The organism is Saccharothrix isguenensis (assembly GCF_052936305.1).
Genome location: NZ_CP193626.1, coordinates 7,488,892 through 7,513,424, shown reverse-complemented (window position 1 = coordinate 7,513,424; position 24,533 = coordinate 7,488,892). Strand labels below are relative to the sequence as shown.

General features: G+C 67.8%; 33 protein-coding genes. 29 read left to right on the top strand and 4 right to left on the bottom strand.

What is annotated here, in order from left to right:
- Positions 1 to 60 precede the first annotated feature (60 nt).
- The gene (locus tag ACRAKI_RS33805; protein WP_447004522.1) at positions 61 to 3,957 is read left to right on the top strand and encodes a DNA-directed RNA polymerase subunit beta'; all 3,897 of its coding nucleotides are present in this window, start codon (positions 61 to 63) and stop codon (positions 3,955 to 3,957) included.
- 82 nt (positions 3,958 to 4,039) lie between these two features.
- Here the strand turns inward: ACRAKI_RS33805 and ACRAKI_RS33800 are convergent, their stop codons facing one another.
- The 4 genes from ACRAKI_RS33800 to ACRAKI_RS33785 form a co-directional block, all read right to left on the bottom strand.
- Complete coding sequence (locus ACRAKI_RS33800; protein ID WP_447004521.1) at positions 4,040 to 4,411, bottom strand: hypothetical protein; 372 nt, start codon at positions 4,409 to 4,411, stop codon at positions 4,040 to 4,042.
- 62 nt (positions 4,412 to 4,473) lie between these two features.
- Positions 4,474 to 4,914 (bottom strand): hypothetical protein, encoded by a 441-nt coding sequence (locus ACRAKI_RS33795; protein ID WP_447004520.1) that lies wholly within the window; start codon positions 4,912 to 4,914, stop codon positions 4,474 to 4,476.
- 107 nt (positions 4,915 to 5,021) lie between these two features.
- The gene (locus ACRAKI_RS33790; protein ID WP_447004519.1) at positions 5,022 to 5,324 is read right to left on the bottom strand and encodes a TFIIB-type zinc ribbon-containing protein; all 303 of its coding nucleotides are present in this window, start codon (positions 5,322 to 5,324) and stop codon (positions 5,022 to 5,024) included.
- A gap of 38 nt (positions 5,325 to 5,362) precedes the next feature.
- On the bottom strand, positions 5,363 to 6,232 hold the full coding sequence (locus ACRAKI_RS33785; RefSeq protein WP_447004518.1) for a phosphotransferase: 870 nt from the start codon (positions 6,230 to 6,232) through the stop codon (positions 5,363 to 5,365).
- Positions 6,233 to 6,719: 487 nt separating this feature from the next.
- Here ACRAKI_RS33785 and rpsL point away from each other — a divergent pair, with 487 nt between their 5' ends.
- From rpsL to map, 28 genes are all read left to right on the top strand, one after another.
- Positions 6,720 to 7,094: a 30S ribosomal protein S12 gene (gene rpsL / locus ACRAKI_RS33780; RefSeq protein ID WP_030473471.1), complete on the top strand. Its 375-nt coding sequence runs from the start codon at positions 6,720 to 6,722 to the stop codon at positions 7,092 to 7,094.
- On the top strand, positions 7,094 to 7,564 hold the full coding sequence (gene rpsG / locus ACRAKI_RS33775; RefSeq protein ID WP_184925513.1) for a 30S ribosomal protein S7: 471 nt from the start codon (positions 7,094 to 7,096) through the stop codon (positions 7,562 to 7,564). Before rpsL ends, rpsG begins: the two co-directional genes overlap by 1 nt.
- A gap of 97 nt (positions 7,565 to 7,661) precedes the next feature.
- On the top strand, positions 7,662 to 9,764 hold the full coding sequence (gene fusA / locus ACRAKI_RS33770; protein WP_447004517.1) for an elongation factor G: 2,103 nt from the start codon (positions 7,662 to 7,664) through the stop codon (positions 9,762 to 9,764).
- Between the two features lie 141 nt (positions 9,765 to 9,905).
- Positions 9,906 to 11,099, top strand: a complete 1,194-nt coding sequence (gene tuf / locus ACRAKI_RS33765) for an elongation factor Tu (RefSeq protein WP_033436712.1) — start codon at positions 9,906 to 9,908, stop codon at positions 11,097 to 11,099.
- Between the two features lie 327 nt (positions 11,100 to 11,426).
- Positions 11,427 to 11,732, top strand: coding sequence for a 30S ribosomal protein S10 (rpsJ, locus tag ACRAKI_RS33760; RefSeq protein WP_003938093.1), 306 nt, complete (start codon positions 11,427 to 11,429; stop codon positions 11,730 to 11,732).
- Positions 11,733 to 11,784: 52 nt separating this feature from the next.
- Complete coding sequence (gene rplC / locus ACRAKI_RS33755; protein ID WP_447004516.1) at positions 11,785 to 12,435, top strand: 50S ribosomal protein L3; 651 nt, start codon at positions 11,785 to 11,787, stop codon at positions 12,433 to 12,435.
- Between the two features lie 2 nt (positions 12,436 to 12,437).
- A complete protein-coding gene (gene rplD / locus ACRAKI_RS33750) occupies positions 12,438 to 13,130 on the top strand; it encodes a 50S ribosomal protein L4 (RefSeq protein ID WP_447004515.1) in 693 nt (230 codons plus the stop codon).
- A complete protein-coding gene (gene rplW / locus ACRAKI_RS33745; protein WP_053715234.1) occupies positions 13,127 to 13,426 on the top strand; it encodes a 50S ribosomal protein L23 in 300 nt (99 codons plus the stop codon). Before rplD ends, rplW begins: the two co-directional genes overlap by 4 nt.
- Before the next feature lie 22 nt (positions 13,427 to 13,448).
- On the top strand, positions 13,449 to 14,285 hold the full coding sequence (rplB, locus tag ACRAKI_RS33740; RefSeq protein ID WP_184925499.1) for a 50S ribosomal protein L2: 837 nt from the start codon (positions 13,449 to 13,451) through the stop codon (positions 14,283 to 14,285).
- Positions 14,286 to 14,303: 18 nt separating this feature from the next.
- Positions 14,304 to 14,585: a 30S ribosomal protein S19 gene (rpsS, locus tag ACRAKI_RS33735; RefSeq protein WP_033436717.1), complete on the top strand. Its 282-nt coding sequence runs from the start codon at positions 14,304 to 14,306 to the stop codon at positions 14,583 to 14,585.
- Positions 14,586 to 14,620: 35 nt separating this feature from the next.
- A complete protein-coding gene (gene rplV / locus ACRAKI_RS33730; RefSeq protein WP_184925496.1) occupies positions 14,621 to 15,037 on the top strand; it encodes a 50S ribosomal protein L22 in 417 nt (138 codons plus the stop codon).
- On the top strand, positions 15,037 to 15,861 hold the full coding sequence (gene rpsC, locus ACRAKI_RS33725; RefSeq protein WP_184925493.1) for a 30S ribosomal protein S3: 825 nt from the start codon (positions 15,037 to 15,039) through the stop codon (positions 15,859 to 15,861). Before rplV ends, rpsC begins: the two co-directional genes overlap by 1 nt.
- A 3-nt stretch (positions 15,862 to 15,864) precedes the next feature.
- Positions 15,865 to 16,284 (top strand): 50S ribosomal protein L16, encoded by a 420-nt coding sequence (gene rplP / locus ACRAKI_RS33720; RefSeq protein WP_033436719.1) that lies wholly within the window; start codon positions 15,865 to 15,867, stop codon positions 16,282 to 16,284.
- Complete coding sequence (gene rpmC / locus ACRAKI_RS33715) at positions 16,284 to 16,532, top strand: 50S ribosomal protein L29 (RefSeq protein ID WP_033428581.1); 249 nt, start codon at positions 16,284 to 16,286, stop codon at positions 16,530 to 16,532. The genes rplP and rpmC overlap by 1 nt, the downstream gene beginning before the upstream one ends.
- Positions 16,529 to 16,810, top strand: a complete 282-nt coding sequence (rpsQ, locus tag ACRAKI_RS33710; protein WP_033436720.1) for a 30S ribosomal protein S17 — start codon at positions 16,529 to 16,531, stop codon at positions 16,808 to 16,810. The genes rpmC and rpsQ overlap by 4 nt, the downstream gene beginning before the upstream one ends.
- 75 nt (positions 16,811 to 16,885) lie before the next feature.
- Complete coding sequence (gene rplN / locus ACRAKI_RS33705; RefSeq protein WP_033436721.1) at positions 16,886 to 17,254, top strand: 50S ribosomal protein L14; 369 nt, start codon at positions 16,886 to 16,888, stop codon at positions 17,252 to 17,254.
- Between the two features lie 2 nt (positions 17,255 to 17,256).
- Positions 17,257 to 17,571 carry a 50S ribosomal protein L24 gene (rplX, locus tag ACRAKI_RS33700; RefSeq protein ID WP_447004514.1) on the top strand — a complete coding sequence of 105 codons (315 nt, stop codon included), beginning with the start codon at positions 17,257 to 17,259 and terminating at the stop codon, positions 17,569 to 17,571.
- The gene (rplE, locus tag ACRAKI_RS33695) at positions 17,571 to 18,134 is read left to right on the top strand and encodes a 50S ribosomal protein L5 (RefSeq protein ID WP_447004513.1); all 564 of its coding nucleotides are present in this window, start codon (positions 17,571 to 17,573) and stop codon (positions 18,132 to 18,134) included. The genes rplX and rplE overlap by 1 nt, the downstream gene beginning before the upstream one ends.
- A 2-nt stretch (positions 18,135 to 18,136) precedes the next feature.
- Positions 18,137 to 18,322 (top strand): type Z 30S ribosomal protein S14, encoded by a 186-nt coding sequence (locus tag ACRAKI_RS33690; RefSeq protein ID WP_053715226.1) that lies wholly within the window; start codon positions 18,137 to 18,139, stop codon positions 18,320 to 18,322.
- A gap of 127 nt (positions 18,323 to 18,449) precedes the next feature.
- Positions 18,450 to 18,848, top strand: a complete 399-nt coding sequence (gene rpsH / locus ACRAKI_RS33685) for a 30S ribosomal protein S8 (RefSeq protein ID WP_233825481.1) — start codon at positions 18,450 to 18,452, stop codon at positions 18,846 to 18,848.
- A 17-nt stretch (positions 18,849 to 18,865) separates the two neighbouring features.
- Positions 18,866 to 19,405, top strand: coding sequence for a 50S ribosomal protein L6 (rplF, locus tag ACRAKI_RS33680; RefSeq protein ID WP_360789824.1), 540 nt, complete (start codon positions 18,866 to 18,868; stop codon positions 19,403 to 19,405).
- Between the two features lies 1 nt (position 19,406).
- Positions 19,407 to 19,805 (top strand): 50S ribosomal protein L18, encoded by a 399-nt coding sequence (gene rplR, locus ACRAKI_RS33675; protein WP_447004512.1) that lies wholly within the window; start codon positions 19,407 to 19,409, stop codon positions 19,803 to 19,805.
- 34 nt (positions 19,806 to 19,839) lie between these two features.
- Complete coding sequence (gene rpsE, locus ACRAKI_RS33670) at positions 19,840 to 20,445, top strand: 30S ribosomal protein S5 (RefSeq protein WP_184925483.1); 606 nt, start codon at positions 19,840 to 19,842, stop codon at positions 20,443 to 20,445.
- A 2-nt stretch (positions 20,446 to 20,447) separates the two neighbouring features.
- Positions 20,448 to 20,633 (top strand): 50S ribosomal protein L30, encoded by a 186-nt coding sequence (rpmD, locus tag ACRAKI_RS33665; RefSeq protein WP_053715223.1) that lies wholly within the window; start codon positions 20,448 to 20,450, stop codon positions 20,631 to 20,633.
- Positions 20,630 to 21,073, top strand: coding sequence for a 50S ribosomal protein L15 (gene rplO, locus ACRAKI_RS33660; RefSeq protein ID WP_447004511.1), 444 nt, complete (start codon positions 20,630 to 20,632; stop codon positions 21,071 to 21,073). The genes rpmD and rplO overlap by 4 nt, the downstream gene beginning before the upstream one ends.
- 771 nt (positions 21,074 to 21,844) lie before the next feature.
- A complete protein-coding gene (gene secY / locus ACRAKI_RS33655; RefSeq protein WP_447004510.1) occupies positions 21,845 to 23,158 on the top strand; it encodes a preprotein translocase subunit SecY in 1,314 nt (437 codons plus the stop codon).
- A complete protein-coding gene (locus ACRAKI_RS33650) occupies positions 23,158 to 23,709 on the top strand; it encodes an adenylate kinase (protein WP_447004509.1) in 552 nt (183 codons plus the stop codon). Before secY ends, ACRAKI_RS33650 begins: the two co-directional genes overlap by 1 nt.
- 50 nt (positions 23,710 to 23,759) lie before the next feature.
- The gene (map, locus tag ACRAKI_RS33645; RefSeq protein ID WP_447004508.1) at positions 23,760 to 24,533 is read left to right on the top strand and encodes a type I methionyl aminopeptidase; all 774 of its coding nucleotides are present in this window, start codon (positions 23,760 to 23,762) and stop codon (positions 24,531 to 24,533) included.

Genomic DNA, 24,533 nt, shown 5'->3' with positions numbered 1-24,533 from the left:
ACCAGCTCCTGAGCCCGCTCTTCTGGGGCAACCGATCCAAAAAAGGGGAAGAGAGTAGACGTGCTCGACGTCAACTTCTTCGATGAGCTTCGTATCGGTCTCGCGACCGCCGATGACATCCGCCAGTGGTCCTTCGGCGAGGTAAAGAAGCCCGAGACCATCAACTACCGCACGCTCAAGCCGGAGAAGGACGGCTTGTTCTGCGAGAAGATCTTCGGTCCCACCCGGGACTGGGAGTGCTACTGCGGCAAGTACAAGCGCGTCCGCTTCAAGGGCATCATCTGCGAGCGCTGCGGCGTCGAGGTGACGCGTGCCAAGGTGCGCCGTGAGCGGATGGGCCACATCGAACTGGCCGCGCCCGTCACGCACATCTGGTACTTCAAGGGCGTCCCCAGCCGGTTGGGCTACCTGCTCGACCTGGCTCCCAAGGACCTCGAGAAGATCATCTACTTCGCGGCCTACGTGATCGTGGGCGTGAACACCGAGCTGCGCCACAACGACCTGCCCACGCTCGAGAACGAGATGCAGGTCGAGCGCAAGCGCGTCGAGAACCGCCGTGACGCGGACGTCGAGGCACGGGCGCAGAAGCTGGAAGCCGACCTGGCCGAGCTGGAGGCGGAGGGCGCCAAGTCCGACGTCCGCCGCAAGGTCAAGGAGGGCGGCGAGCGTGAGATGCGCCAGCTCCGCGACCGCGCCCAGCGCGAGCTGGACCGGCTCGACGAGATCTGGTCCACCTTCACCAAGCTCGAGCGCGCCCAGCTGATCGCGGACGAGATGCTGTACCGCGAGCTGTACGACCGCTACGGCGACTACTTCACCGGCGCCATGGGCGCCGAGGCCATCCAGCGGCTCCTGGGTGACTACGACGTGGACGCCGAAGCCGACGTGCTGCGCGAGACCATCCGCAGCGGCAAGGGCCAGAAGAAGCTCCGCGCCCTCAAGCGGCTGAAGGTCGTGGCCGCCTTCCAGGCGACCCGCAACAACCCGCAGGGCATGGTCCTGGACTGCGTCCCGGTCATCCCGCCGGACCTGCGCCCGATGGTGCAGCTCGACGGTGGCCGCTTCGCCACGTCCGACCTGAACGACCTGTACCGCCGGGTCATCAACCGGAACAACCGCCTCAAGCGACTGATCGACCTCGGCGCGCCCGAGATCATCGTCAACAACGAGAAGCGGATGCTGCAGGAGGCCGTCGACGCGCTGTTCGACAACGGCCGCCGCGGCCGGCCGGTGACGGGTCCGGGCAACCGGCCGCTCAAGTCGCTGTCCGACCTCCTCAAGGGCAAGCAGGGCCGGTTCCGCCAGAACCTGCTCGGCAAGCGCGTCGACTACTCGGGCCGTTCGGTCATCGTGGTCGGCCCGCAGCTGAAGCTGCACCAGTGCGGTCTGCCCAAGCAGATGGCGCTGGAGCTGTTCAAGCCGTTCGTGATGAAGCGGCTGGTCGACCTCAACCACGCGCAGAACATCAAGTCCGCCAAGCGGATGGTGGAGCGCGCGCGCCCCGCCGTGTGGGACGTGCTGGAAGAGGTCATCACCGAGCACCCCGTGCTGCTGAACCGGGCGCCCACGCTGCACCGACTGGGCATCCAGGCGTTCGAGCCGCAGCTGGTCGAGGGCAAGGCCATCCAGCTCCACCCGCTGGTCTGCGAGGCGTTCAACGCCGACTTCGACGGTGACCAGATGGCGGTCCACCTGCCGCTGTCCGCCGAGGCCCAGGCCGAGGCGCGCGTGCTGATGCTGTCCTCGAACAACATCCTCTCGCCCGCGTCGGGCAAGCCGCTGGCCATGCCGCGTCTGGACATGGTGACCGGCCTGTTCCACCTGACCCGGCACAAGGAGGGCGACCTCGGCGAAGGCCAGGCCTACTCCTCGCCGGCCGAGGCGCAGATGGCGTTCGACCGCAAGGTCCTCGGTCTCCAGGCCATGGTCAAGATCCGGATCACGGACAAGAACCCGCCGAAGGGCCAGGAGCCGGAGGGCTGGGAGCCCGGTCAGCCGTGGCTGGCCACGACCACCCTCGGTCGCGTGCTGTTCAACGAGGTCCTGCCGCAGGACTACGCGTTCATCAACGAGGTCATGCCCAAGAAGCGGCAGGCCACGATCATCAACGACCTCGCCGAGCGGTACCCGATGGTGACCGTCGCCCGGACGCTGGACAAGCTGAAGGACGCCGGTTTCTACTGGGCCACCCGGTCGGGCGTCACGGTCGCGATCTCCGACGTGCTGGTGCCGGAAGCCAAGCAGGGCATCCTGGACGAGCACGAGAAGCTCGCGGACGCGGTCGAGAAGCGCTACCAGCGCGGTCAGCTCTCCCACACGGAGCGCAACAACGAGCTGGTCAAGGTGTGGACCAAGGCCACCGAAGAGGTCGCCGAGGTGATGGAGGCCAACTTCCCCGAGGACAACTCGATCCGCATGATCGTGATGTCCGGGGCGGCGGGCAACATGACCCAGGTCCGCTCGCTGGCCGGTATGCGTGGTCTGGTGACCAACCCGAAGGGCGAGTACATCCCGCGCCCGATCAAGAGCTCGTTCCGCGAGGGCTTGTCGGTGCTGGAGTACTTCATCGCCACGCACGGCGCCCGCAAGGGTCTGGCCGACACCGCGCTGCGCACGGCGGACTCGGGCTACCTGACCCGTCGTCTGGTGGACGTCTCGCAGGACGTCATCATCCGCGAGGTCGACTGCGGCACCACGCGTGGCGTGAACATGATCGTCGGTGAGCGCCAGGGCGACAAGGTCGTGCTGGCCGAGTTCGCGCAGACCAGCGTGTACGCGCGGACCATCGCCGAGGAGATCACCGACGCCAACGGCAACGTCGTGCTCAACCGGAGCGACGACCTGGGCGACCCGGCGCTGGCCACGCTCATCGAGGCGGGCGTGACCAAGGTCAAGGTCCGCTCGGTGCTGACCTGTGAGTCCGCGGTCGGTGTGTGCGCGTCCTGCTACGGCCGCTCGATGGCGACCGGCAAGCTGGTCGACGTCGGCGAGGCCGTCGGCATCGTGGCCGCGCAGTCCATCGGTGAGCCGGGCACGCAGCTCACGATGCGCACCTTCCACCAGGGTGGTGTGGCCGGTGACGACATCACCACCGGTCTGCCCCGTGTGCAGGAGCTGTTCGAGGCCCGGGTGCCGAAGGGCAAGGCGCCCATCGCGGACGTCGACGGCCGGGTGCGCATCGAGGACGGCGACCGTTTCTGGAAGATCACCCTCATCCCGGACGACGGGTCCGAGGAGATCATCTTCGAGAAGCTGTCCAAGCGTCAGCGGCTCGCGAACACGGCCACCGGTCCGCTGCAGGACGGCGACCACGTGGGTGTCGGCCAGCAGCTGCTGGAAGGCACGCCCGACCCGCACGAGGTGCTGCGCGTGATGGGCCCGCGTGAGGCCCAGCTGCACCTGGTCGGTGAGGTCCAGAAGGTCTACCGGGCCCAGGGCGTGGCGATCCACGACAAGCACATCGAGGTCATCGTCCGGCAGATGCTGCGCCGGGTGACGATCATCGACTCGGGTGCGACCGAGTTCCTGCCGGGCTCGCTGGTCGAGCGCGCGGAGTTCGAGTCGGGCAACCGGGCCGTGGTGGCCGAAGGCGGCGAGCCCGCTGCCGGTCGTCCGGTGCTGATGGGTATCACGAAGGCGTCGCTGGCCACGGACTCGTGGTTGTCGGCGGCCTCCTTCCAGGAGACGACGAGGGTGTTGACGGACGCCGCCATCAACGGGCGTTCGGACAAGCTCATCGGCCTGAAGGAGAACGTGATCATCGGCAAGCTGATCCCGGCCGGCACCGGCATCAACCGGTACCGGAACATCCAGGTGCAGCCGACCGAGGAAGCCCGCGCGGCGGCGTACGCCATCCCGAGCTACGACGACGGCTACTACACGCCGGACGTCTTCGGCACGGGTACCGGCGCAGCCGTCCCGCTGGACGACTACGACTTCGGCCGCGACTACCGCTGAAGCAGCTAGTTGCCTGAAAGGCCCCCGGAGCCTCCCGCTCCGGGGGCCTTTCGCATTCCGCGCGCCGAGGCGGCGGGAAGAGTCAGGGCGAGCGGCGGCGGGACTTGGCGAGGGCGCGGGCCCGGGCCACCAGGTCGTCGACCAGGTCCACGTCGGCGACCGGGGGAGCGGCGTCCTCGCAGCACGGTGGTTTGGTGCGCTTCTCGGTCAGCTTCGGGCGCACGCCCGCGAGTTCGTACAAAGTCTCGTAGAGGTCCCGGCCGGGATCGTCGTCGTGCGGTCCGACGAGCAAGACCCACGCGGTCCGGGGGGCGGGGAACGCGACCACCACGCGGTCGGCGCCGCGGAGGTGCTTCACGCAGAGCCGGGGCAGTGGTTCAGGGCCCGTCACGCGGTACCCGAGAGCCAGGCACCCGCTGTGCGCCAGTTCGTCCAGGAACCTGTCGTACGCCACGCGTGCGGCTCCGCGCAGACCCGCCGCCTGATGACTCGCGACCGGCGTCTCGACGACCTTGATCAGCGCACCACGCGTCCTTCACCGCGGTGCATCTGCGCCAGGCTGTCGGCCAGGTCCTCGCGCTCCAGCAGCGCCGAATCGCTCAACCGCCGGTGCACCTCGTCCAGCAGCGCGCGGCTCCTGCCGGCCCGCCTCAGGTCCGCCACCACGTGCAGCACCGCGTGCAGCCGCTCGGCGTCCAACAACATCCGGGGCTCACGGCTGTGGATGGCGAGCACGCCCTCGCGCGCCCACGCCTTGACCGTCTTCTCGGTCAGGTCCAGCAGTTCGCCGGCCACCACCGGACGCACCGGCGGGGCCTTGCGCAGGGTCTTCGTCACCACGCCGTGCAGCTTGCGCCGCCGCTCGTCGCCCTCCGCCAGGCTCGACGCGACCTCTTCGATCTCCTCGATCCGATCGAACAGGTCACGGATCTGCGCGGCCTCGGTGGCGACGGACATGGCGGGCCTCCTCCGGTCACTACCGATTATCACCCGGTTTTTCGGTAGTTGCAACGGTGGCCCCGCGCACAGGCGCGGGGCCACCGTCGAAGGAACGGACCGGAAGGTCAGGACGAGAAGAACAGCCCGCCCAGACCGCGGTGCTTCCGGTGGCCGTAGTGACCGCCGTGGCTGCCGTACCCCGGTGCGGCGCCCCAACCCGGCTGGACCGGCTGCTGGACGTAGTGCACCTGCGCCGGCTGCGGCGCGACGGGCGGCGGGGGCGGCGGTGCCATCTGCTGCTCCAAGCGGGTGATGGCCTCGAGCTCGCCGTAGTCGAGGAAGACCCCGCGGCAGCCATCACACTGCTCGATGTGCACGCCCATGCGGTCGAAGGTGCGCATGTTCGCATGACACTTGGGACACTGCATCGTGTGAGCCTCCTGCTCTTGACGCGATAAATCCGATATTAGCCGCGCGGAATGGGTTCATGGGTCGACACGATGCGGGCGCACGCGTCGATCAGCGCTTCCTGGGCTTCGGTCAACTCCTTCTCGTCGCGCTGCGCAGCGGAAAGGGCACGCGCGGCCATCTGCACGACCAAAGCGCGCGCCGGCGCCTCCAGCGCGGACCAGGGGTCGTCCCGCGGCACACCGGCCCCGCCGGCACCGAGGTACGACCCGAGCAGCCGCCCCCACGCCTCGGCGTCCAGCACACCCGCCGCGTGCAGCGCGGCCGGCCGGGCCAGGTCCCACGCCGGGTCGCCGACGCCCAGGTCGTCCACGTCGATCAACCGGTACCCGTCCCGCCACACCAGTTGACCGAGGTGCCAGTCGCCGTGGATGAGGGTGGTCCCGGCCCGGTCGAACTCCGGCAGCGTCGTGAACGCCCGTCGCACCAGTCGCGCGGCGGGCGTGTCCAGGGTCAGGTCGCGCACGGCCCGTTCCATCCGGGGGTGCGCCCCGGCGAGCGGCACGGGCGGCGCGAAGTCGTCGGCGGCGAACCGGTGCAACGCCGCCAGCATCTCCCCGGCGGCCTCCATCGGCAGGTCCTCCGGCTCGGCCTGCGGCACCGGCGTGCCCAGCGGCCACGCCGTCACCACCCGTCCGAGCACCACCGCGGGCGCGGACCGGGGCGTCAGCAGGAGTCCACCCAACCGCGGGTCGGCGGCCACCCGGAGCCGCGCCGTGAGCACCGCGAGGTCGGTGCCCGGTTCGTGCGCCTTGAGCACCACGTCCGCGACCCGGACCACCACGACGTCGCCGCGCACCGCGAGCACCTCGGGCGCCGCGTCGGCGGCCACGAGCGCCGCCATGCCCGCGACGAGGTCCGAGTTCACCCCGTCAGTGTGACCGGCCCCGGTGACCGGCCGATCTCGCGGGGTGCCGGTGAGCAAGGTCACCCGTCCCTGAATCGACGGCACGATCGGGTGAATCGGCGGTCTCGCCACGCTGCGACGTCGCCGCGTCCGTGTTCTGATGGGCGTCGAGTAGCTCTTCCGCCTTGCGGCCGACCACTTCGAGCGCAGGCGCAGCGCGGATCCGTTTTGACCCGTGGGAACCAAGCGGGGTATCTTTGGTACTCGTGCCCGACCCATGTCGGGCCGCTCCGCGTGCCTACGCGCCAGTGGTGCTGGAAAGCCGGCCGCGGTGACCTCCACGCGTAGGGGCATCCTGGGATGTCGCCTGCGGACCTGAGGAGATGGCGTTGCCCTTTCGGCTCCGCCGAGGGCAGCGACACGCCCGACCTCGGGTGCAGAGAGGGACCAAGTAAACAGCGCTCGTCGCCCACGCGGCGGGCACGCAAACGGAAGAAGCAGCCGGCGTATGCCAACGATCCAGCAGCTGGTCCGCAAGGGCCGGCAGGACAAGGTCGCCAAGCAGAAGACCGCGGCGCTCAAGGGCAGCCCGCAGCGGCGCGGTGTGTGCACCCGCGTCTACACGACCACGCCCAAGAAGCCGAACTCGGCGCTGCGCAAGGTCGCCCGCGTGAAGCTGACGAGCGGTATCGAGGTGACGGCCTACATCCCCGGTGAGGGCCACAACCTCCAGGAGCACTCGATGGTGCTCGTCCGCGGCGGTCGTGTGAAGGACCTCCCCGGCGTTCGGTACAAGATCATCCGCGGGTCGCTCGACACGCAGGGCGTGAAGAACCGTAAGCAGGCTCGCAGCCGCTACGGCGCGAAGAAGGAGAAGAGCTGATGCCCCGCAAGGGACCGGCCCCGAAGCGGCCGCTGATCACCGACCCGGTCTACAGCTCTCCGCTGGTGACCCAGCTCATCAACAAGGTGCTGGTCGACGGCAAGCGCTCCGTGGCCGAGCGGATCGTGTACGGCGCCCTCGAAGGCGCCCGCGACAAGAACGGCACCGACCCGGTCGTGACGCTCAAGCGCGCGCTGGACAACGTCAAGCCGGCACTCGAGGTGAAGTCCCGCCGCGTCGGTGGCGCCACCTACCAGGTGCCGATCGAGGTCAAGCCCGGCCGCTCGACCACGCTGGCGCTGCGCTGGCTGATCACCTACTCCCGGCAGCGCCGTGAGAAGACCATGATCGAGCGCCTGATGAACGAGCTGCTCGACGCGAGCAACGGCTTGGGCGCGAGCGTCAAGCGCCGCGAGGACACGCACAAGATGGCCGAGTCGAACAAGGCCTTCGCCCACTACCGCTGGTGACGTGCCGCCCGGCGGGACAGCCCCGAGTTGTCCCGCCTGGCGCCTCCCGGCCCTAGTGAGCCTGCTACCAGCTAGCTCAAGACAGGGGAAGAAACCCGTGGCACAGGACGTGCTCACCGACCTGGCCAAGGTCCGCAACATCGGGATCATGGCCCACATCGACGCGGGCAAGACCACGACGACCGAGCGGATCCTGTTCTACACCGGGATCAGCTACAAGATCGGCGAGGTCCACGACGGCGCCGCGGTGATGGACTGGATGGAGCAGGAGCAGGAGCGCGGCATCACGATCACGTCGGCCGCGACGACCTGCTTCTGGAAGAACCACCAGATCAACATCATCGACACGCCGGGCCACGTCGACTTCACCGTCGAGGTCGAGCGGAACCTGCGGGTGCTCGACGGCGCCGTCGCGGTGTTCGACGGCAAGGAAGGTGTCGAGCCCCAGTCCGAGCAGGTCTGGCGGCAGGCCACCAAGTACGACGTCCCGCGCATCTGCTTCGTCAACAAGATGGACAAGCTCGGCGCGGACTTCTACTTCACCGTCCGCACCATCCAGGAGCGCCTGGGTGCGAAGCCGCTGCCGATCCAGCTCCCGATCGGGTCGGAAAGCGACTTCATCGGCGTGATCGACCTCGTCGAGATGCGCGCGCTGACCTGGCGTGGCGAGGTCCAGAAGGGCGAGGACTACACGGTCGAGGAGATCCCGGCCGACCTCGCCGACAAGGCCGCCGAGTACCGCGAGCAGTTGGTGGAGGCCGTCGCCGACACCGACGACGAGCTGATGGAGATGTACCTCGCCGGCGAGGCGTTCTCCGTCGAGCAGATCAAGACGGGCATCCGGGCGATCGTCAAGAACCGCTCCGGCTACCCGGTGCTGTGCGGCTCCGCGTTCAAGAACAAGGGCGTCCAGCCCATGCTCGACGCGGTGATCGACTACCTGCCGGCTCCGCTGGACCTCCCGCCGGTCGAGGGCACGCTCCAGGACGGCGAGACGCCTGCCTTCCGCGCGCCCAAGACCGAGGAGCCGTTCTCGGCGCTCGCGTTCAAGATCGCGGCCCACCCGTTCTTCGGCAAGCTCACCTACATCCGGGTCTACTCGGGCAAGGTCGCCGCGGGCACCCAGGTCATCAACTCGACCAAGGACCGCAAGGAGCGCATCGGGAAGATCTTCCAGATGCACGCCAACAAGGAGAACCCGGTCGACGAGGCCATGGCGGGCCACATCTACGCCGTCATCGGCCTGAAGGACACCACCACCGGTGAGACCCTCTGCGACCCGCAGAACCCCATCGTGCTGGAGTCCATGACCTTCCCCGAGCCGGTCATCCAGGTGGCGATCGAGCCCAAGACGAAGGCCGACCAGGAGAAGCTGGGCACCGCGATCCAGAAGCTGGCCGAGGAGGACCCGACGTTCCGGGTCAACCTCGACCAGGAGACCGGTCAGACCATCATCGCCGGCATGGGCGAGCTCCACCTGGACATCCTGGTGGACCGCATGCGCCGCGAGTTCAAGGTCGAGGCCAACATCGGCAAGCCGCAGGTGGCGTACCGGGAGACGATCCGCCGCAAGGTGGAGAAGTACTCCTACACCCACAAGAAGCAGACCGGTGGTTCGGGCCAGTTCGCCAAGGTCCTCATCGACCTGGAGCCGCTGGAGAAGACCGAGGACGGCGCTCTCTACGAGTTCGTCAACGGGGTCACCGGCGGTCGCATCCCCCGGGAGTACATCCCGTCGGTGGACGCGGGCGCCCAGGACGCGATGCAGTACGGCGTGCTGGCGGGTTACCCGCTGGTGGGCGTCAAGCTGACGCTGGTCGACGGCGCCTACCACGAGGTCGACTCGTCGGAAATGGCGTTCAAGATCGCGGGCTCCATGGCGCTCAAGGAAGCGGCCCGCCTGGCGAGCCCTGCCATCCTCGAGCCGTTGATGGCCGTCGAGGTCACCACGCCCGAGGACTACATGGGCGACGTGATCGGCGACTTGAACTCCCGCCGTGGTCAGATCCAGGCCATGGAAGAGCGCAGTGGTGCCCGTGTCGTCAAGGCGCTGGTCCCGCTGTCGGAGATGTTCGGGTATGTCGGCGACCTGAGGTCCAGGACCCAGGGTCGCGCGAACTACTCGATGACCTTTGACTCCTACGCCGAGGTTCCCGCGAACGTGGCGAAGGAGATCATCGCGAAGGCTACGGGCGAGTAACCCCAACCGGAGCACCGCAGCACCACGCGGGCTCTCCGGGGGGATCGCCCCGGGGTCCGCAACAACCGACCCTGACGTGACGTCCGGCGGGCAGCAATCCGCCCGCCGGGCTAAGCAATAGAAGTCCAGGAGGACAATCCAGTGGCGAAGGCGAAGTTCGAGCGGACGAAGCCGCACGTCAACATCGGCACCATCGGTCACATCGACCACGGGAAGACGACGCTGACCGCGGCGATTTCCAAGGTGCTGCACGACGAGTTCCCGGACCTGAACCCCTTCACGCCGTTCGACCAGATCGACAAGGCGCCGGAGGAGAAGCAGCGCGGTATCACGATCTCGATCGCGCACATCGAGTACCAGACGGCGAACCGGCACTACGCGCACGTCGACTGCCCCGGTCACGCCGACTACATCAAGAACATGATCACCGGTGCGGCGCAGATGGACGGCGCCATCCTGGTGGTCGCGGCGACCGACGGCCCGATGCCGCAGACCAAGGAGCACGTGCTCCTGGCCCGCCAGGTCGGTGTGCCCTACATCGTGGTGGCCCTGAACAAGGCCGACATGGTGGACGACGAGGAGATCCTGGAGCTCGTCGAGCTCGAGGTCCGCGAGCTGCTCTCCGAGTACGAGTTCCCCGGTGACGACCTGCCGGTCGTCCGCGTCTCCGCGCTGAAGGCGCTGGAGGGCGACGCCGAGTGGGGCAAGGCGCTGCTCGGCCTCATGGCCGCCGTGGACGAGAACATCCCGGAGCCGGAGCGCGAGGTCGACCGTCCGTTCCTCATGCCGGTCGAGGACGTCTTCACGATCACCGGCCGCGGCACCGTGGTGACCGGTCGTATCGAGCGCGGCATCGTCAAGGTCAACGAAGAGGTCGAGATCGTCGGCATCAAGGAGACCTCGAAGAAGACCACGGTCACCTCGATCGAGATGTTCAAGAAGTTCCTCGACGAGGGTCGCGCCGGCGACAACGCGGCGCTGCTGCTCCGCGGCGTGAAGCGCGAGGAGGTGGAGCGCGGCATGGTGATCGTGAAGCCGGGCACCACGACCCCGCACACCGAGTTCGACGCGCAGGTCTACATCCTGTCGAAGGACGAGGGTGGCCGCCACACGCCGTTCTTCAACAACTACCGCCCTCAGTTCTACTTCCGCACGACCGACGTGACCGGCGTCGTGACCCTCCCCGAGGGCACCGAGATGGTCATGCCGGGCGACACCACGACCATGGCCGTGAAGCTGATCCAGCCGATCGCCATGGACGAGGGTCTGCGGTTCGCCATCCGCGAGGGTGGTCGCACCGTGGGTGCGGGCTCGGTCACCAAGATCATCAAGTGATCTAGCTCTACAACCACACCCCCGATTTGGTCTGCGCACCTACGTGTGCGACCATTGACGGGTTGCTCGTCGGGGCGGCCGGTTCGAGTTCTGGACTCGGCCGCCCCGTCACGAGTGGGGTTTGATCGAGTAATGCAATCCCACAGGTTTCAACAGTGGGACCGGTCTGTGCGTTGGGGCGCGACACGCCCGACCGCGTGGACCGGGCACCGTGACACCGCTCGGTGTCAATCCTGAATAGGGGGCGGAGCGCGCCGGAGGTCCCGTGACCTCGTGCAAGGTGCCCGCACCGCAGCGGTACTAGAAGCAGAGGAACGGCAAGCCATCATGGCGGGACAGAAGATCCGCATCCGGCTCAAGGCCTACGACCACGAGGCGATCGACGCGTCCGCGCGCAAGATCGTCGAGACCGTGACGCGCACCGGCGCTCGGGTCGTCGGGCCTGTGCCGCTGCCCACTGAGAAGAACGTTTACTGCGTCATCCGCTCGCCGCACAAGTACAAGGACTCGCGCGAGCACTTCGAGATGCGCACGCACAAGCGTCTGATCGACATCCTCGACCCGACGCCGAAGACGGTGGACGCGCTCATGCGCATCGACCTGCCGGCGAGCGTCGACGTCAACATCCAGTAAGCGTTGGACGCGGCAGTGTTGATCCCATTTGGGGCGGAGAGTAACGAGACCCATGTCTGACAGGCAGGTTAAGGGCCTCCTGGGCACCAAGCTCGGCATGACTCAGGTCTTCGACGAGAACAACCGGATCGTTCCGGTTACCGTCGTCAAGGCCGAGCCGAACGTGGTCACCCAGGTTCGGACCCAGGAAATCGACGGCTACTCGGCCGTGCAGTTGGCGTTCGGCGCGATCGACCCGCGCAAGGTCAACAGGCCCGTCGCGGGCCACTACGCCAAGGCGGGCGTCACGCCCCGCCGGCACTTGGCGGAGCTGCGCACCACGGACGCGTCCGAGTACACGGTCGGCCAGGAAATCACCGCCGAGGTCTTCGAGGCCGGCGCGGTGGTCGACGTGGTCGGCACCAGCAAGGGCAAGGGCACCGCGGGTGTCATGAAGCGCCACGGGTTCCACGGCCTCGGCGCGAGCCACGGCACGCAGCGCAAGCACCGTTCCCCCGGTTCCATCGGCGGTTGCGCCACCCCGGGTCGCGTGTTCAAGGGCATGCGCATGGCTGGCCGCATGGGCCACGTCCGCGTGACCACCCAGAACCTCAAGGTGCACCGCGTTGACGCCGAGTCCGGCCTGCTGCTCATCAAGGGCGCGGTTCCCGGCCCCAAGGGCGGCACCGTGTTCATCAAGACCGCTGCGAAGGGTGGTGCCTGATCATGACTTCCGTTGAGATCCGCACCCCGGCAGGCGCGACCGACGGTTCCGTCGAGCTGCCCCCCGCGATCTTCGACGCGCAGGCGAACGTGGCGCTGCTGCACCAGGTCGTCGTGGCCCAGCTGGCCGCGGCACGCCAGGGCACGCACTCCACGAAGACCCGCGGCGAAGTTCGCGGTGGTGGCAAGAAGCCCTACCGGCAGAAGGGCACCGGCCGCGCCCGTCAGGGCTCGACCCGTGCGCCCCAGTTCGCCGGTGGTGGCGTCGTCCACGGCCCCCAGCCGCGTGACTACAGCCAGCGCACCCCCAAGAAGATGAAGGCCGCCGCCCTGCGCGGTGCCCTCTCCGACCGGGCGCGCGCCGGCCAGGTGCACGTGGTGAGCGGTTTCGTCGAGGGCGACGCTCCGTCGACCAAGGCGGCCCGCAAGGTGGTCGAGACGGTCACCGAGGCACGCCGCGTGCTGGCCGTGCTGCTGCGCACTGACGAGGTTTCGTGGGTCAGCCTGCGCAACCTGCCGCACGTGCACATCATCGCGCCGGACCAGCTCAACACCTACGACGTGCTGGTCAACGACGACGTGGTGTTCACCAAGGACGCGCTCGACGTGTTCCTGGCGAGCAAGGCCCAGCGCGGCCAGGGCTCTGCCGAGGCCACCGCCGAGTCGTCGGAGTCGGACGAGGAGGCCGCGAAGTGATCCCCGACCACCGGGACATCCTGCTCGCGCCGGTCATCTCCGAGAAGTCCTACGGGCTGCTCGAGGAGAACAAGTACACCTTCGTGGTGGCTCCCGGCTCGAACAAGACCCAGATCAAGATTGCCGTGGAGAAGGTCTTCGGCGTCAAGGTCGTCAGCGTCAACACGCTCAACCGCCAGGGCAAGCGCAAGCGCACCCGGACCGGTTATGGCAAGCGCAAGGACACCAAGCGCGCCATCGTGACGCTGTCCGCCGAGAGCAAGCCGATCGAGATCTTCGGCGGCCCGGCCGCCTGATGACGACGAGGACTGCGTAGAGATGGGCATTCGCAAGTACAAGCCGACGACCCCCGGTCGTCGCGGTGCGAGCGTCTCCGACTTCGCCGAGATCACTCGGACGACGCCGGAGAAGTCGCTGGTCCGCCCGCTGCACGGCCGTGGTGGCCGCAACGCATCGGGCAAGATCACGACGCGGCACAAGGGTGGTGGCCACAAGCGGGCGTACCGCCTCATCGATTTCCGTCGCACCGACAAGGACGGCGTGCCGGCCAAGGTCGCTCACATCGAGTACGACCCCAACCGCACCGCGCGCATCGCGCTGCTGCACTACCTCGACGGCGAGAAGCGGTACATCATCGCGCCGGCGAAGTTGTCGCAGGGCGACATGGTGGAGAACGGCCCGAAGGCTGACATCAAGCCGGGCAACAACCTGCCGCTGCGCAACATCCCGGTCGGCACGGTGGTCCACGCGATCGAGCTCCGCCCCGGCGGCGGCGCGAAGATCGCCCGGTCGGCAGGCGCCAGCGTGCAGCTCGTCGCCAAGGACGGCCCCTACGCCCAGCTGCGGATGCCCTCGGGCGAAATCCGCAACGTGGACGTCCGGTGCCGCGCCACGGTCGGCGAGGTCGGCAACGCCGAGCACCAGAACATCAACTGGGGCAAGGCGGGCCGGATGCGGTGGAAGGGTCGCAAGCCCACCGTCCGCGGTGTGGCCATGAACCCGGTCGACCACCCGCACGGTGGTGGTGAGGGCAAGACCTCCGGTGGTCGCCACCCGGTGAACCCGGCGGGCAAGCCCGAGGGTCGTACCCGTAGCCGCAAGAAGCCAAGCGACAAGCTCATCGTCCGGCGTCGTCGCACCGGTAAGAAGCGCTGAGCAGGGAGGGAGTGAAGGATGCCTCGCAGCCTTAAGAAGGGCCCCTTCGTGGACGACCACCTGCTCAAGAAGGTGGACGTTCTCAACGAGTCGGGCAAGAAGACCGTGATCAAGACCTGGTCCCGCCGGTCGACGATCATCCCCGACATGTTGGGCCACACGATCGCGGTGCACGACGGCCGCAAGCACGTGCCGGTGTTCGTCTCGGAAGCGATGGTCGGGCACAAGCTCGGCGAATTCGCCCCGACCCGCACGTTCAAGGGCCACATCAAGGACGACCGGAAGTCGCGCCGTCGCTAGGCGACGAACTAGAGGAAGAGCAAGGGGAAGCAGCGATGAACGCCCGTAACGAAGCCGAAGCGCCGGAGCTCCCGCGCGCCGTGGCTCGGGCTCGCTACGTCCGTGACACGCCCATGAAGGTGCGTCGCGTCGTCGAGCTCATCAGGGGTCGTAGCGCCAGCGAGGCCCTGGCCGTGCTCCAGTTCGCGCCGCAGGCGGCAAGTGAGCCGGTCCGCAAGGTGCTGCAGAGCGCCGTGGCCAACGCCGAGAACAACCTGTCCCTGGACCCCGACACCCTCTGGGTGTCGAAGATCTACGTGGACGAGGGCCCGACCCTCAAGCGTTTCCGGCCGCGCGCCCAGGGCCGCGCTTACCGGATCCGCAAGCGGACGAGCCACATCACCGTCGAGGTGGAGAGCCGTCCGAAGAAGACCAGCGCGAAGGCCGGCGCTGACAGGAAGGGGGCTCGGTAGTGGGCCAGAAAATCAACCCGCACGGCTTCCGACTTGGTATCACCACGGACTGGAAGTCCCGCTGGTACGCCGACAAGCAGTACGCCGAGTACGTGGGCGAGGATGTCAAGATCCGCAAGCTGCTCTCCAAGGGCATGGAGCGGGCCGGCATCTCCAAGGTGGAGATCGAGCGCACCCGTGACCGGGTTCGCGTCGACATCCACACCGCCCGGCCGGGCATCGTCATCGGCCGTCGCGGCGCCGAGGCCGACCGCATCCGCGGTGAGCTGGAGAAGCTCACCAAGAAGCAGGTGCAGCTCAACATCCTCGAGGTGAAGAGCCCCGAGTCGGACGCGCAGCTCGTCGCGCAGGGCGTGGCGGAGCAGCTGTCCAACCGGGTCGCCTTCCGCCGCGCGATGCGCAAGGCCATCCAGTCGGCCATGCGCTCACCCCAGGTGAAGGGCATCCGCGTGCAGTGCGGCGGTCGTCTCGGCGGTGCCGAGATGTCCCGTTCCGAGCACTACCGCGATGGCCGCGTGCCGCTGCACACGCTGCGTGCCGACATCGACTACGGCTTCTTCGAGGCCCGCACCACGTTCGGCCGTATCGGCGTGAAGGTGTGGATCTACAAGGGCGACATTGTCGGTGGCCTCAGCGCCAAGCGAGAGCGTGACGCCGCTCCGGCGGCCGACCGCGCGCCGCGCCGCGACCGCGACCGTGCCGACCGCCCGAACAGGGCGCGTCGTTCGGGCGCCAGCGGCACCACCGCGACCAGCACCGAGGCCGGCCGGGCCGCTGCGGGCGACCAGGCCGCCGCGCCGACCGAAGAGAAGACGGAGGGCTGAGTCGTGCTCATCCCGCGCAGGGTTAAGCACCGCAAGCAGCACCACCCCGGACGATCCGGTGCTGCCAAGGGCGGCACGAGGGTCACCTTCGGCGAGTTCGGCATCCAGGCTCTGGAGCCCGCCTACGTGACCAACCGGCAGATCGAGTCGGCTCGTATCGCCATCACCCGGCACATCCGCCGTGGTGGCAAGGTCTGGATCAACATCTTCCCGGACCGCCCGCTGACCAAGAAGCCGGCCGAGACCCGCATGGGTTCCGGTAAGGGTTCGCCGGAGTGGTGGGTGGCCAACGTCAAGCCGGGTCGGGTGCTCTTCGAGATGAGCTTCCCGAACGAGGCTGTGGCCCGCGAGGCGCTGCGTCGCGCGATCCACAAGCTCCCGATGAAGTGCCGCATCGTTACGCGTGAGGGTGGTGAGTTCTGATGGCAGCGGGTACCACCGCTTCCGAGCTGCGTGAGCTCACCGAGGAAGAGCTCGTGCTGCGCCTGAGGGAGGCGAAGGAGGAGCTGTTCAACCTCCGCTTCCAGATGGCCACCGGGCAGCTCGACAACAACCGCCGCCTGCGCACGGTCCGGCATGAGATCGCCCGGATCTACACCGTGATGCGGGAGCGGGAGCTGGGCCTCTCGGCCTCCCCCGACGCGGTTTCCACTGGTGAGGGTGCGGCATGAGCGAGAGCAACGAAGTGAAGACCGAGGTGCGCAACGACCGCAAGGTCCGCGAGGGCTACGTCGTGTCCGACAAGATGGACAAGACGATCGTGGTCGCGCTGGAGGACCGGAAGAAGCACGCCCGGTACTCGAAGGTCCTGCGTTCCACCACCAAGGTGAAGGCGCACGACGAGCAGAACACCGCCGGCGTCGGCGACCGCGTCCTCCTGATGGAGACGCGTCCGCTGTCGGCTACCAAGCGCTGGCGTCTTGTCGAGATCCTCGAGAAGGCCAAGTAAACCCCGACGGGTGCAGCGGACCGAGCCCGTCAGGTCGGAAATCTGGCGGGCCAGGAATGGTCAAGGAGTAGGTAAGTGATCCAGCAGGAGTCGCGGCTACGCGTCGCCGACAACACCGGTGCGAAGGAAATCCTCTGCATCCGTGTTCTCGGTGGCTCGGGCCGCCGCTACGCGGGCATCGGGGACATCATCGTCGCGACGGTGAAGCAGGCCATCCCGGGTGCCGGCGTCAAGAAGGGCGACGTCGTCAAGGCGGTCATCGTCCGCACCGTCAAGGAGAAGCGCCGTCCCGACGGCTCTTACATCCGGTTCGACGAGAACGCCGCGGTGCTCATCAAGAACGACAACGAGCCGCGGGGCACCCGTATCTTCGGCCCCGTCGGTCGTGAGCTCCGCGACAAGAAGTTCATGAAGATCATCTCGTTGGCGCCGGAGGTGCTCTGATCATGAAGGTGAAGAAGGGCGACACCGTCGTGGTTATCGCCGGCAAGGACAAGGGTGCTCGCGGCAAGGTCATCATGGCCTACCCCGCTGAGAACCGCGTCCTGGTCGAAGGCGTCAACCGCATCAAGAAGCACACCCGGGTCTCGCAGACGCAGCGCGGCGCGCAGTCCGGCGGCATCGTGACCCAGGAAGCCTCCGTCCACGTGTCCAACGTGATGGTGGTCGACGCGGAGGGCAAGCCGACCCGCGTGGGTTACCGGACGAACGACGAGGGCAAGCGGGTCCGCATTTCCCGTCGTAACGGGAAGGACATCTGATGACCACCGTTGAGAAGACCATGCCGCGGTTGAAGACCCGTTACCGCGAAGAGATCGTCGTCGCGCTGCGCGAGCAGTTCGAGTACGCCAACGTCATGCAGATCCCCGGCGTGGTGAAGGTCGTCGTCAACATGGGTGTCGGTGACGCCGCCCGTGACGGCAAGCTGATCGAAGGCGCCGTCAAGGACCTGTCGATCATCACGGGCCAGCGGCCCGAGGTCCGCAAGGCCCGCAAGTCCATCGCGCAGTTCAAGCTGCGCGAGGGCATGCCGATCGGCGCGCGCGTCACGCTGCGCGGCGACCGCATGTGGGAGTTCCTGGACCGCCTGCTGACGATCGCTCTCCCGCGTATCCGCGACTTCCGCGGCCTCTCGGGCAAGCAGTTCGACGGCAACGGGAACTACACGTTCGGTCTCAACGAGCAGTCGATGTTCCACGAGATCGACCCGGACGCCATCGACCGTCCCCGCGGTATGGACATCACCGTGGTGACGACCGCGACCAACGACGAAGAGGGCCGGGCGCTGCTGAAGCTCCTGGGCTTCCCGTTCAAGGAGAACTGATCATGGCCAAGAAGGCGCTGATCAACAAGGCCGCGGCCAAGCCGAAGTTCAAGGTGCGGGGTTACACCCGCTGCCAGCGTTGCGGTCGCCCGCACTCGGTGTTCCGCAAGTTCGGCCTGTGCCGGATCTGCCTCCGCGAGATGGCGCACCGGGGCGAGCTGCCCGGTGTGAGCAAGTCCAGCTGGTAAGTCCGGCTCGGCGGCAGGTTTTCTAAGACTCATCACTTCGCTGTAGGCCCGTCCACGACCAGCCGGCCGCAAGGCCGGCTCGGACCCTGGCTGGGGAACCGCAGCGAGAAAGGTTGACCAGGTCACCATGACGATGACCGACCCGATCGCAGACATGTTGACGCGTCTGCGGAACGCGAACTCGGCTTACCACGACAAGGTCGTGATGCCGCACTCGAAGTTGAAGGCCAACATCGCCGAGATCCTCAAGCGCGAGGGTTACATCGCGAGCTACCGCGATGAGCAGGGCGAAGTGGCCAAGAACCTGGTTATCGAGCTGAAGTACGGCCCGAACCGGGAGCGCAGCATCGCCGGCCTTCGCCGCGTGTCGAAGCCGGGCCTGCGCGTGTACGCGAAGTCGACCAACCTGCCGAAGGTGCTGGGCGGTCTGGGCGTCGCGATCATTTCGACCTCTGGCGGTCTGATGACCGACCGCCAGGCCAACAAGTCGGGCGTGGGCGGAGAAGTCCTCGCCTACGTCTGGTGAGGAAGGGGGACTAGGCAATGTCGCGCATCGGAAAACTGCCGATCACCGTCCCCTCCGGGGTCGACGTGAACATCGATGGCCAGGCTGTGAGCGTGAAGGGCCCGAAGGGCACCCTGTCGCTCAACATCGCTGAGCCGATCATCATCGAGAAGGCCGACGACGGCACTCTCGAGGTGAAGCGCCCGAACGACGAGCGTCGCAGCCGCTCGCTGCACGGCCTGTCGCGCACCCTGGTGCAGAACATGGTCGTCGGCGTCACGCAGGGCTACGAGAAGAAGATGGAAATCCACGGCGTCGGTTACCGCGTGGCGCTGAAGGGTTCCGACCTGGAGTTCGCGCTGGGCTACAGCCACCCGGTGAAGGTGGAGGCCCCCGAGGGCATCACCTTCGCGGTGGAGACCCCGACCCGCTTCTCCGTGTCGGGCATCGACAAGCAGCTCGTCGGCGAGGTCGCCGCGAACATCCGCAAGCTGCGCAAGCCCGACCCGTACAAGGGCAAGGGCGTGCGCTACTCGGGTGAGAAGATCCGCCGCAAGGTCGGAAAGACGGGTAAGTGACATGAGCGAGACTGCAACGAAGCGCAAGCCGGTGGGCAAGGACATCTCGACCACTCGCCGCATCGCCAAGACCCGCCGTCACTTCCGCCTCCGCAAGAAGGTCAGCGGCACGGCGGAGCGCCCGCGCCTGGTCGTGCACCGTTCGTCGAAGCACATCACCGTGCAGATCATCGACGACATCGCCGGCCACACCCTTGCGGCTGCCTCCTCCGTGGAGGCGGACGTCCGGGCGGTCGACGGCGACAAGAAGGCCCGTGCGACGAAGGTCGGCCAGCTGGCCGCCGCGCGTGCCAAGGACGCCGGGATCACCAAGGTCGTGTTCGACCGCGGCGGCAACGCCTACCACGGTCGGATCGCCGCTCTGGCCGACGCCGCCCGCGAGGCGGGGCTGGAGTTCTGACAATGCACATCACCGGAATTGAGAGGGACGCCTGATGCCAGGACGCACGCGTCGCGAAGGCGGCGGGGGCGAGCGCGGAGAGCGCCGCGACCGCCGTGACGGTGGCCGCGGCGGAGCGGCCCAGGAGAAGACCCCCCACCTGGAGCGCGTGGTCGCGATCAACCGCGTCTCCAAGGTCGTGAAGGGTGGTCGTCGCTTCAGCTTCACCGCGCTGGTCGTGGTGGGCGACGGGGACGGCATGGTCGGTGTCGGCTACGGCAAGGCCAAGGAAGTGCCCGCGGCGATCGCCAAGGGTGTGGAGGAGGCGAAGAAGAACTTCTTCCGCGTCCCCCGCATCGGCGGCACGATCCCTCACCCGATCACGGGCAAGAAGGCAGCTGGTGAGGTGATGCTGCGTCCGGCCTCGGCCGGTACCGGTGTCATCGCCGGTGGCGCCGTCCGCGCGGTGCTGGAGTGCGCGGGCATCCACGACGTGCTGAGCAAGTCGCTGGGCAGCGACAACGCCATCAACATCGTGCACGCCACCGTGGCCGGGCTCAAGGGCCTGCAGCGTCCCGAGGAGGTGGCCGCCCGTCGCGGTCTGCCGCTCGAGGATGTGGCTCCCGCCGGCATGCTCCGTGCCCGTGCAGGGGCGGTGTGACCATGGCCGAGCTCAAGGTGACCCAGGTCAAGAGCAGCATCGGTACCAAGCGCAACCACCGCGAGTCCCTCCGGACCCTCGGTCTGCGCAAGATCCGCCAGTCGGTGGTCCGTGAGGACACGCCGCAGGTGCGCGGTTTGATCCACACCGTGCGCCACCTGGTGGTCGTCGAGGAGGTCCAGTCGTGACCATCAAGATCCATGACCTGCGTCCGGCACCCGGCGCCAAGACCGCGAAGACCCGTGTCGGTCGCGGTGAGGGCTCCAAGGGCAAGACGGCCGGTCGCGGTACGAAGGGCACCGGCGCGCGGAAGAACGTTTCCCCGCGCTTCGAAGGTGGCCAGATGCCGCTGCACATGCGCCTGCCGAAGCTGAAGGGCTTCCGCAACCCGTTCCGCACCGAGTACCAGGTGGTGAACGTGGGCGACCTCGCCCGGGTGTTCCCGGACGGCGGTCGGGTGGACGTGGACGCTCTCATCCACGCGGGCCTGGTGCGCAAGAACGAGCTCGTCAAGGTCCTCGGCAACGGCGACCTCGAAGGCGTCAAGCTGGACGTCGTGGCGAACAAGTTCTCCGGCAGCGCGGTCGAGAAGATCGCCGCAGCCGGTGGCACCACCACCGTGCTCTAAGACGCACGAAGCACCGCCGAACGGCCCCCGGAGCCTCCCGCTCCGGGGGCCGTTCCGCGTTCCGAGCGTTGAACTCGGGTGTACCGGACGTGGGACTCACGCGTTCCGGGCGTAGGACTCGCCGGTTTTTGACCGTTGCCGGCTGGTGGGGGCGGCGTGGATCTGGCGCGGTTCGGGCTGGTGAGACGGGAGTTCGCCCAGGGCGTAACGGGTGGGCGGCGGGGTTGCCGTGACGGCAGGGGGTCGGGGGAGTGGTCCACGTCGCAGTGACCCCAGACGCACGGCGGCGTCCTCGGCGCGGCCCCGGACGCGGGCGCCGGTCCCCGCGGGCCGCTACGGCGCTCCTGGGCCGTCTTGTGGCCCTCGCCCGGTCCACCACCTTCGCCGCACGTCCGCCCCGGCGGCGGAGGAAGCCGGCGGCGCCGCGTGCTCGGCGCGCGGCACCCGAATGGGTTGGGCCCTGGGCATCGCGTTGTCCCGCCGGGCGTGGCAGAGTGCCGGCGACGAGGGCAACTTGATCCATTCGGCGGCTTGTGGGCCGCCGTGGTCGATCATGTACGAAGTGTGAAGGAAGACTGGCTACGGCGATCGGGCAAGCGACTGTTAAAGTCGCGGGCTGAACCCGGATGCCCTCCGGGTCGGTCGCGGCTACCCGTCGCTTCCGCCACCGTCGGCGATGGTCGACGGCACGTCCGCAAGACTGTGCCGGCAACACAGCCGGTACCGCAGGATGCCGACCCCCGTGGGGCGGCAACGCTGATGGAGGTTCGCGTGCTCGGCGCATTCCGCTCGGCTCTCGCGACGCCGGACCTACGCAAGAAGATCCTTTTCACACTCGGGATCGTCGTGGTGTACCGGTTGGGCGCGACCATGCCCGCGCCGGGCGTCTCCTTCAAGAACGTCAAACAGTGTTATGAGCAGGTCGACCAGTCGGGGATCTACTCCCTGATCAACTTGTTCAGCGGCGGCGCGCTGCTGAACTTGTCGATCTTCGCGCTGGGGATCATGCCCTACATCACCGCGAGCATCATCGTGCAGCTGCTCACCGTGGTGATTCCGCGGTTCGAGCAGCTCAAGAAGGAAGGGCAGGCGGGTCAGGGCAAGCTGACCCAGTACACCCGCTACCTGACCATCGCGCTGGCGGTCCTGCAGTCCACGGGCATCATCGCCCTGGCCGTGCGGGGGCAGCTGTTCCAGGGCTGCGAGTACGACGTCATCCCCGACGACAGCATCTTCAACCTGGTCGTCCTCGTGGTCGTGATGACCGCGGGTACCAGCGTGATCATGTGGCTCGGTGAGATCATCACCGAGAAGGGGATCGGCAACGGCATGTCGCTGCTGATCTTCACCGGCATCGCGGCCCGCATCCCGGTCGAGGGCAAGAACATCCTCGACCGCGGTGGCCTGACCTTCTTCCTGGTCTGCGTCGCGGCACTGCTGATCATCGCGAGCGTCGTCTACGTGGAGCAGGCGCAGCGCCGCATCCCGGTCCAGTACGCGAAGCGCATGATCGGTCGCCGGATGTACGGCGGCACGTCGACCTACCTGCCGCTCAAGGTGAACCAGGCCGGTGTCATCCCGGTCATCTTCGCCTCGTCGCTGCTGTACCTGCCGGACCTCATCTCCAGGCTGACGGCGTCGACCGTCGCCGGTGAGGCCCCCGGCTGGTGGGAGACGTTCGTCGGGCAGCACCTGGTGCGGCAGTCCAGCCCGGTGCACATCTCGCTCTACTTCCTGCTGATCGTCTTCTTCACGTACTTCTACGTCGGCATCACGTTCAACCCGGACGAGCGTGCGGACGAGATGAAGAAGTTCGGTGGGTTCATCCCGGGCATCAGGCCCGGGCGCCCCACCGCCGAGTACCTCCGCTTCGTGTTGGGGCGGATCACGCTGCCAGGCTCGCTCTACCTGGGCATCGTCGCCATCCTGCCGAACCTGTTCCTCGACCTCACCGGTGAGGGCCAGAACCAGAACTTCCCGTTCGGCGGCACGGCGGTGCTGATCATGGTCGGTGTCGGCCTCGACACCGTGAAGCAGATCGAGAGCCAGCTCATGCAGCGCAACTACGAAGGGTTCCTCCGCTAGTGCGACTCGTTCTCGTCGGCCCGCCTGGAGCGGGCAAGGGCACCCAGGCCAAGACGCTCAGCGATGAGCTCGGCGTGCCGCACATCTCCACCGGGGACCTGTTCCGCGCGCACATCAGCGAGCAGACCGATCTGGGCAAGGAAGTCCAGGAGTACCTGGACTCGGGCGAGTTGGTGCCGGACGAGGTCACCAACGAGATGGTCCGCGTCCGGCTCTCGCAGCCGGACGCGGCGGACGGCTTCCTGCTCGACGGCTTCCCGCGCAACACCGCCCAGGCGGGCGTGCTGGGCGAGATGCTGGCGGCGGACGGCTTCGCCCTGGACGCGGTGCTGGAGTTCCAGATCCCCGAGGACATCGTGGTCGAGCGGTTGCTCGCCCGCGGTCGAACGGACGACAAGGAAGACGTGATCCGGCACCGCCAGCAGGTGTACCGGACGGAGACCGCGCCGCTGCTCGACTACTACGCCGACATCGTCGTGACCATCGACGCGGTCGGCGAGGTCGACGAGATCAGCGAGCGCGCTCTCCGCGCGTTGCGCGACCTGAAGTGAGCGGTGGACTCGTCGGTGCGCTGCGTCGGATCGTCCCGGGTCGGGACCGCATGATCGAGATCAAGAGTCGCGGGCAGCTGGATGCCATGAGGGCCGCCGGGCTGGTCGTGGCACGGACGTTGGCCCTGGTGGCCTCGCACACCAAGGCCGGGGTCAGCACCGCCGAGCTGGACGAGCTGGCGGAGCAGAGCATCCGCGACGCCGGCGCCGTCCCCTCGTTCAAGGGCTACCACGGGTTCCCGGCGTCGATCTGCGCGTCGGTGAACGAGCAGGTGGTCCACGGCATCCCCAGCCGCACGCAGGTGTTGACCGAGGGCGACCTGATCTCGATCGACTGCGGCGCCATCCTCGACGGCTGGCACGGCGACTCGGCCGTGACGCTGGCGGTCGGCGCGGTGACGGACGCGGAGCTGAAGCTGTCCGACGCGACCCGTGCCTCGATGCTCGCGGGCATCGAGGCGGCGGTGCCGGGCGGTCGGCTGAGCGACATCTCGTTCGCGATCGAGTCGGCCACGATCCTGGCCGGCGAGGAGCACGGCGTCGAGTACGGGATCGTGGAGGGGTACGGCGGCCACGGCATCGGCACGAAGATGCACATGGACCCGTTCCTGCCGAACTACGGCAAGCCCGGCAAGGGCCCGCGCCTGAAGGTCGGCATGGCGATCGCGATCGAGCCGATGCTCACGCTGGGGTCCGAGCAGACGGTCGAGCTGGACGACGGCTGGACGGTCGTCACGTCCGACGGCTCCCGCGCCGCGCACTGGGAGCACTCGGTGGCGATCACCGACGACGGCCCCTGGGTCCTCACCGCCCTGGAGGCTTGA

What these genes read in the sequence shown, in the direction of transcription:
- rpmD (WP_053715223.1), top strand. Translation starts at nt 20,448, where the DNA reads ATGGCCGAGCTCAAGGTGACCCAGGTCAAGAGCAGCATCGGTACCAAG.
- ACRAKI_RS33795 (WP_447004520.1), bottom strand. Translation starts at nt 4,914, where the DNA reads ATGTCCGTCGCCACCGAGGCCGCGCAGATCCGTGACCTGTTCGATCGG.
- map (WP_447004508.1), top strand. Translation starts at nt 23,760, where the DNA reads ATGATCGAGATCAAGAGTCGCGGGCAGCTGGATGCCATGAGGGCCGCC.
- rplV (WP_184925496.1), top strand. Translation starts at nt 14,621, where the DNA reads ATGAACGCCCGTAACGAAGCCGAAGCGCCGGAGCTCCCGCGCGCCGTG.
- rpsH (WP_233825481.1), top strand. Translation starts at nt 18,450, where the DNA reads ATGACGATGACCGACCCGATCGCAGACATGTTGACGCGTCTGCGGAAC.
- rpsS (WP_033436717.1), top strand. Translation starts at nt 14,304, where the DNA reads ATGCCTCGCAGCCTTAAGAAGGGCCCCTTCGTGGACGACCACCTGCTC.
- rplC (WP_447004516.1), top strand. Translation starts at nt 11,785, where the DNA reads ATGTCTGACAGGCAGGTTAAGGGCCTCCTGGGCACCAAGCTCGGCATG.
- rplF (WP_360789824.1), top strand. Translation starts at nt 18,866, where the DNA reads ATGTCGCGCATCGGAAAACTGCCGATCACCGTCCCCTCCGGGGTCGAC.
- rpsJ (WP_003938093.1), top strand. Translation starts at nt 11,427, where the DNA reads ATGGCGGGACAGAAGATCCGCATCCGGCTCAAGGCCTACGACCACGAG.
- rplB (WP_184925499.1), top strand. Translation starts at nt 13,449, where the DNA reads ATGGGCATTCGCAAGTACAAGCCGACGACCCCCGGTCGTCGCGGTGCG.
- rplR (WP_447004512.1), top strand. Translation starts at nt 19,407, where the DNA reads ATGAGCGAGACTGCAACGAAGCGCAAGCCGGTGGGCAAGGACATCTCG.
- rplE (WP_447004513.1), top strand. Translation starts at nt 17,571, where the DNA reads ATGACCACCGTTGAGAAGACCATGCCGCGGTTGAAGACCCGTTACCGC.
- rpsE (WP_184925483.1), top strand. Translation starts at nt 19,840, where the DNA reads ATGCCAGGACGCACGCGTCGCGAAGGCGGCGGGGGCGAGCGCGGAGAG.
- rpsQ (WP_033436720.1), top strand. Translation starts at nt 16,529, where the DNA reads ATGAGCGAGAGCAACGAAGTGAAGACCGAGGTGCGCAACGACCGCAAG.
- rplD (WP_447004515.1), top strand. Translation starts at nt 12,438, where the DNA reads ATGACTTCCGTTGAGATCCGCACCCCGGCAGGCGCGACCGACGGTTCC.
- ACRAKI_RS33790 (WP_447004519.1), bottom strand. Translation starts at nt 5,324, where the DNA reads ATGCAGTGTCCCAAGTGTCATGCGAACATGCGCACCTTCGACCGCATG.
- rpsG (WP_184925513.1), top strand. Translation starts at nt 7,094, where the DNA reads ATGCCCCGCAAGGGACCGGCCCCGAAGCGGCCGCTGATCACCGACCCG.
- rpmC (WP_033428581.1), top strand. Translation starts at nt 16,284, where the DNA reads ATGGCAGCGGGTACCACCGCTTCCGAGCTGCGTGAGCTCACCGAGGAA.
- ACRAKI_RS33690 (WP_053715226.1), top strand. Translation starts at nt 18,137, where the DNA reads ATGGCCAAGAAGGCGCTGATCAACAAGGCCGCGGCCAAGCCGAAGTTC.
- rpsL (WP_030473471.1), top strand. Translation starts at nt 6,720, where the DNA reads ATGCCAACGATCCAGCAGCTGGTCCGCAAGGGCCGGCAGGACAAGGTC.
- rplX (WP_447004514.1), top strand. Translation starts at nt 17,257, where the DNA reads ATGAAGGTGAAGAAGGGCGACACCGTCGTGGTTATCGCCGGCAAGGAC.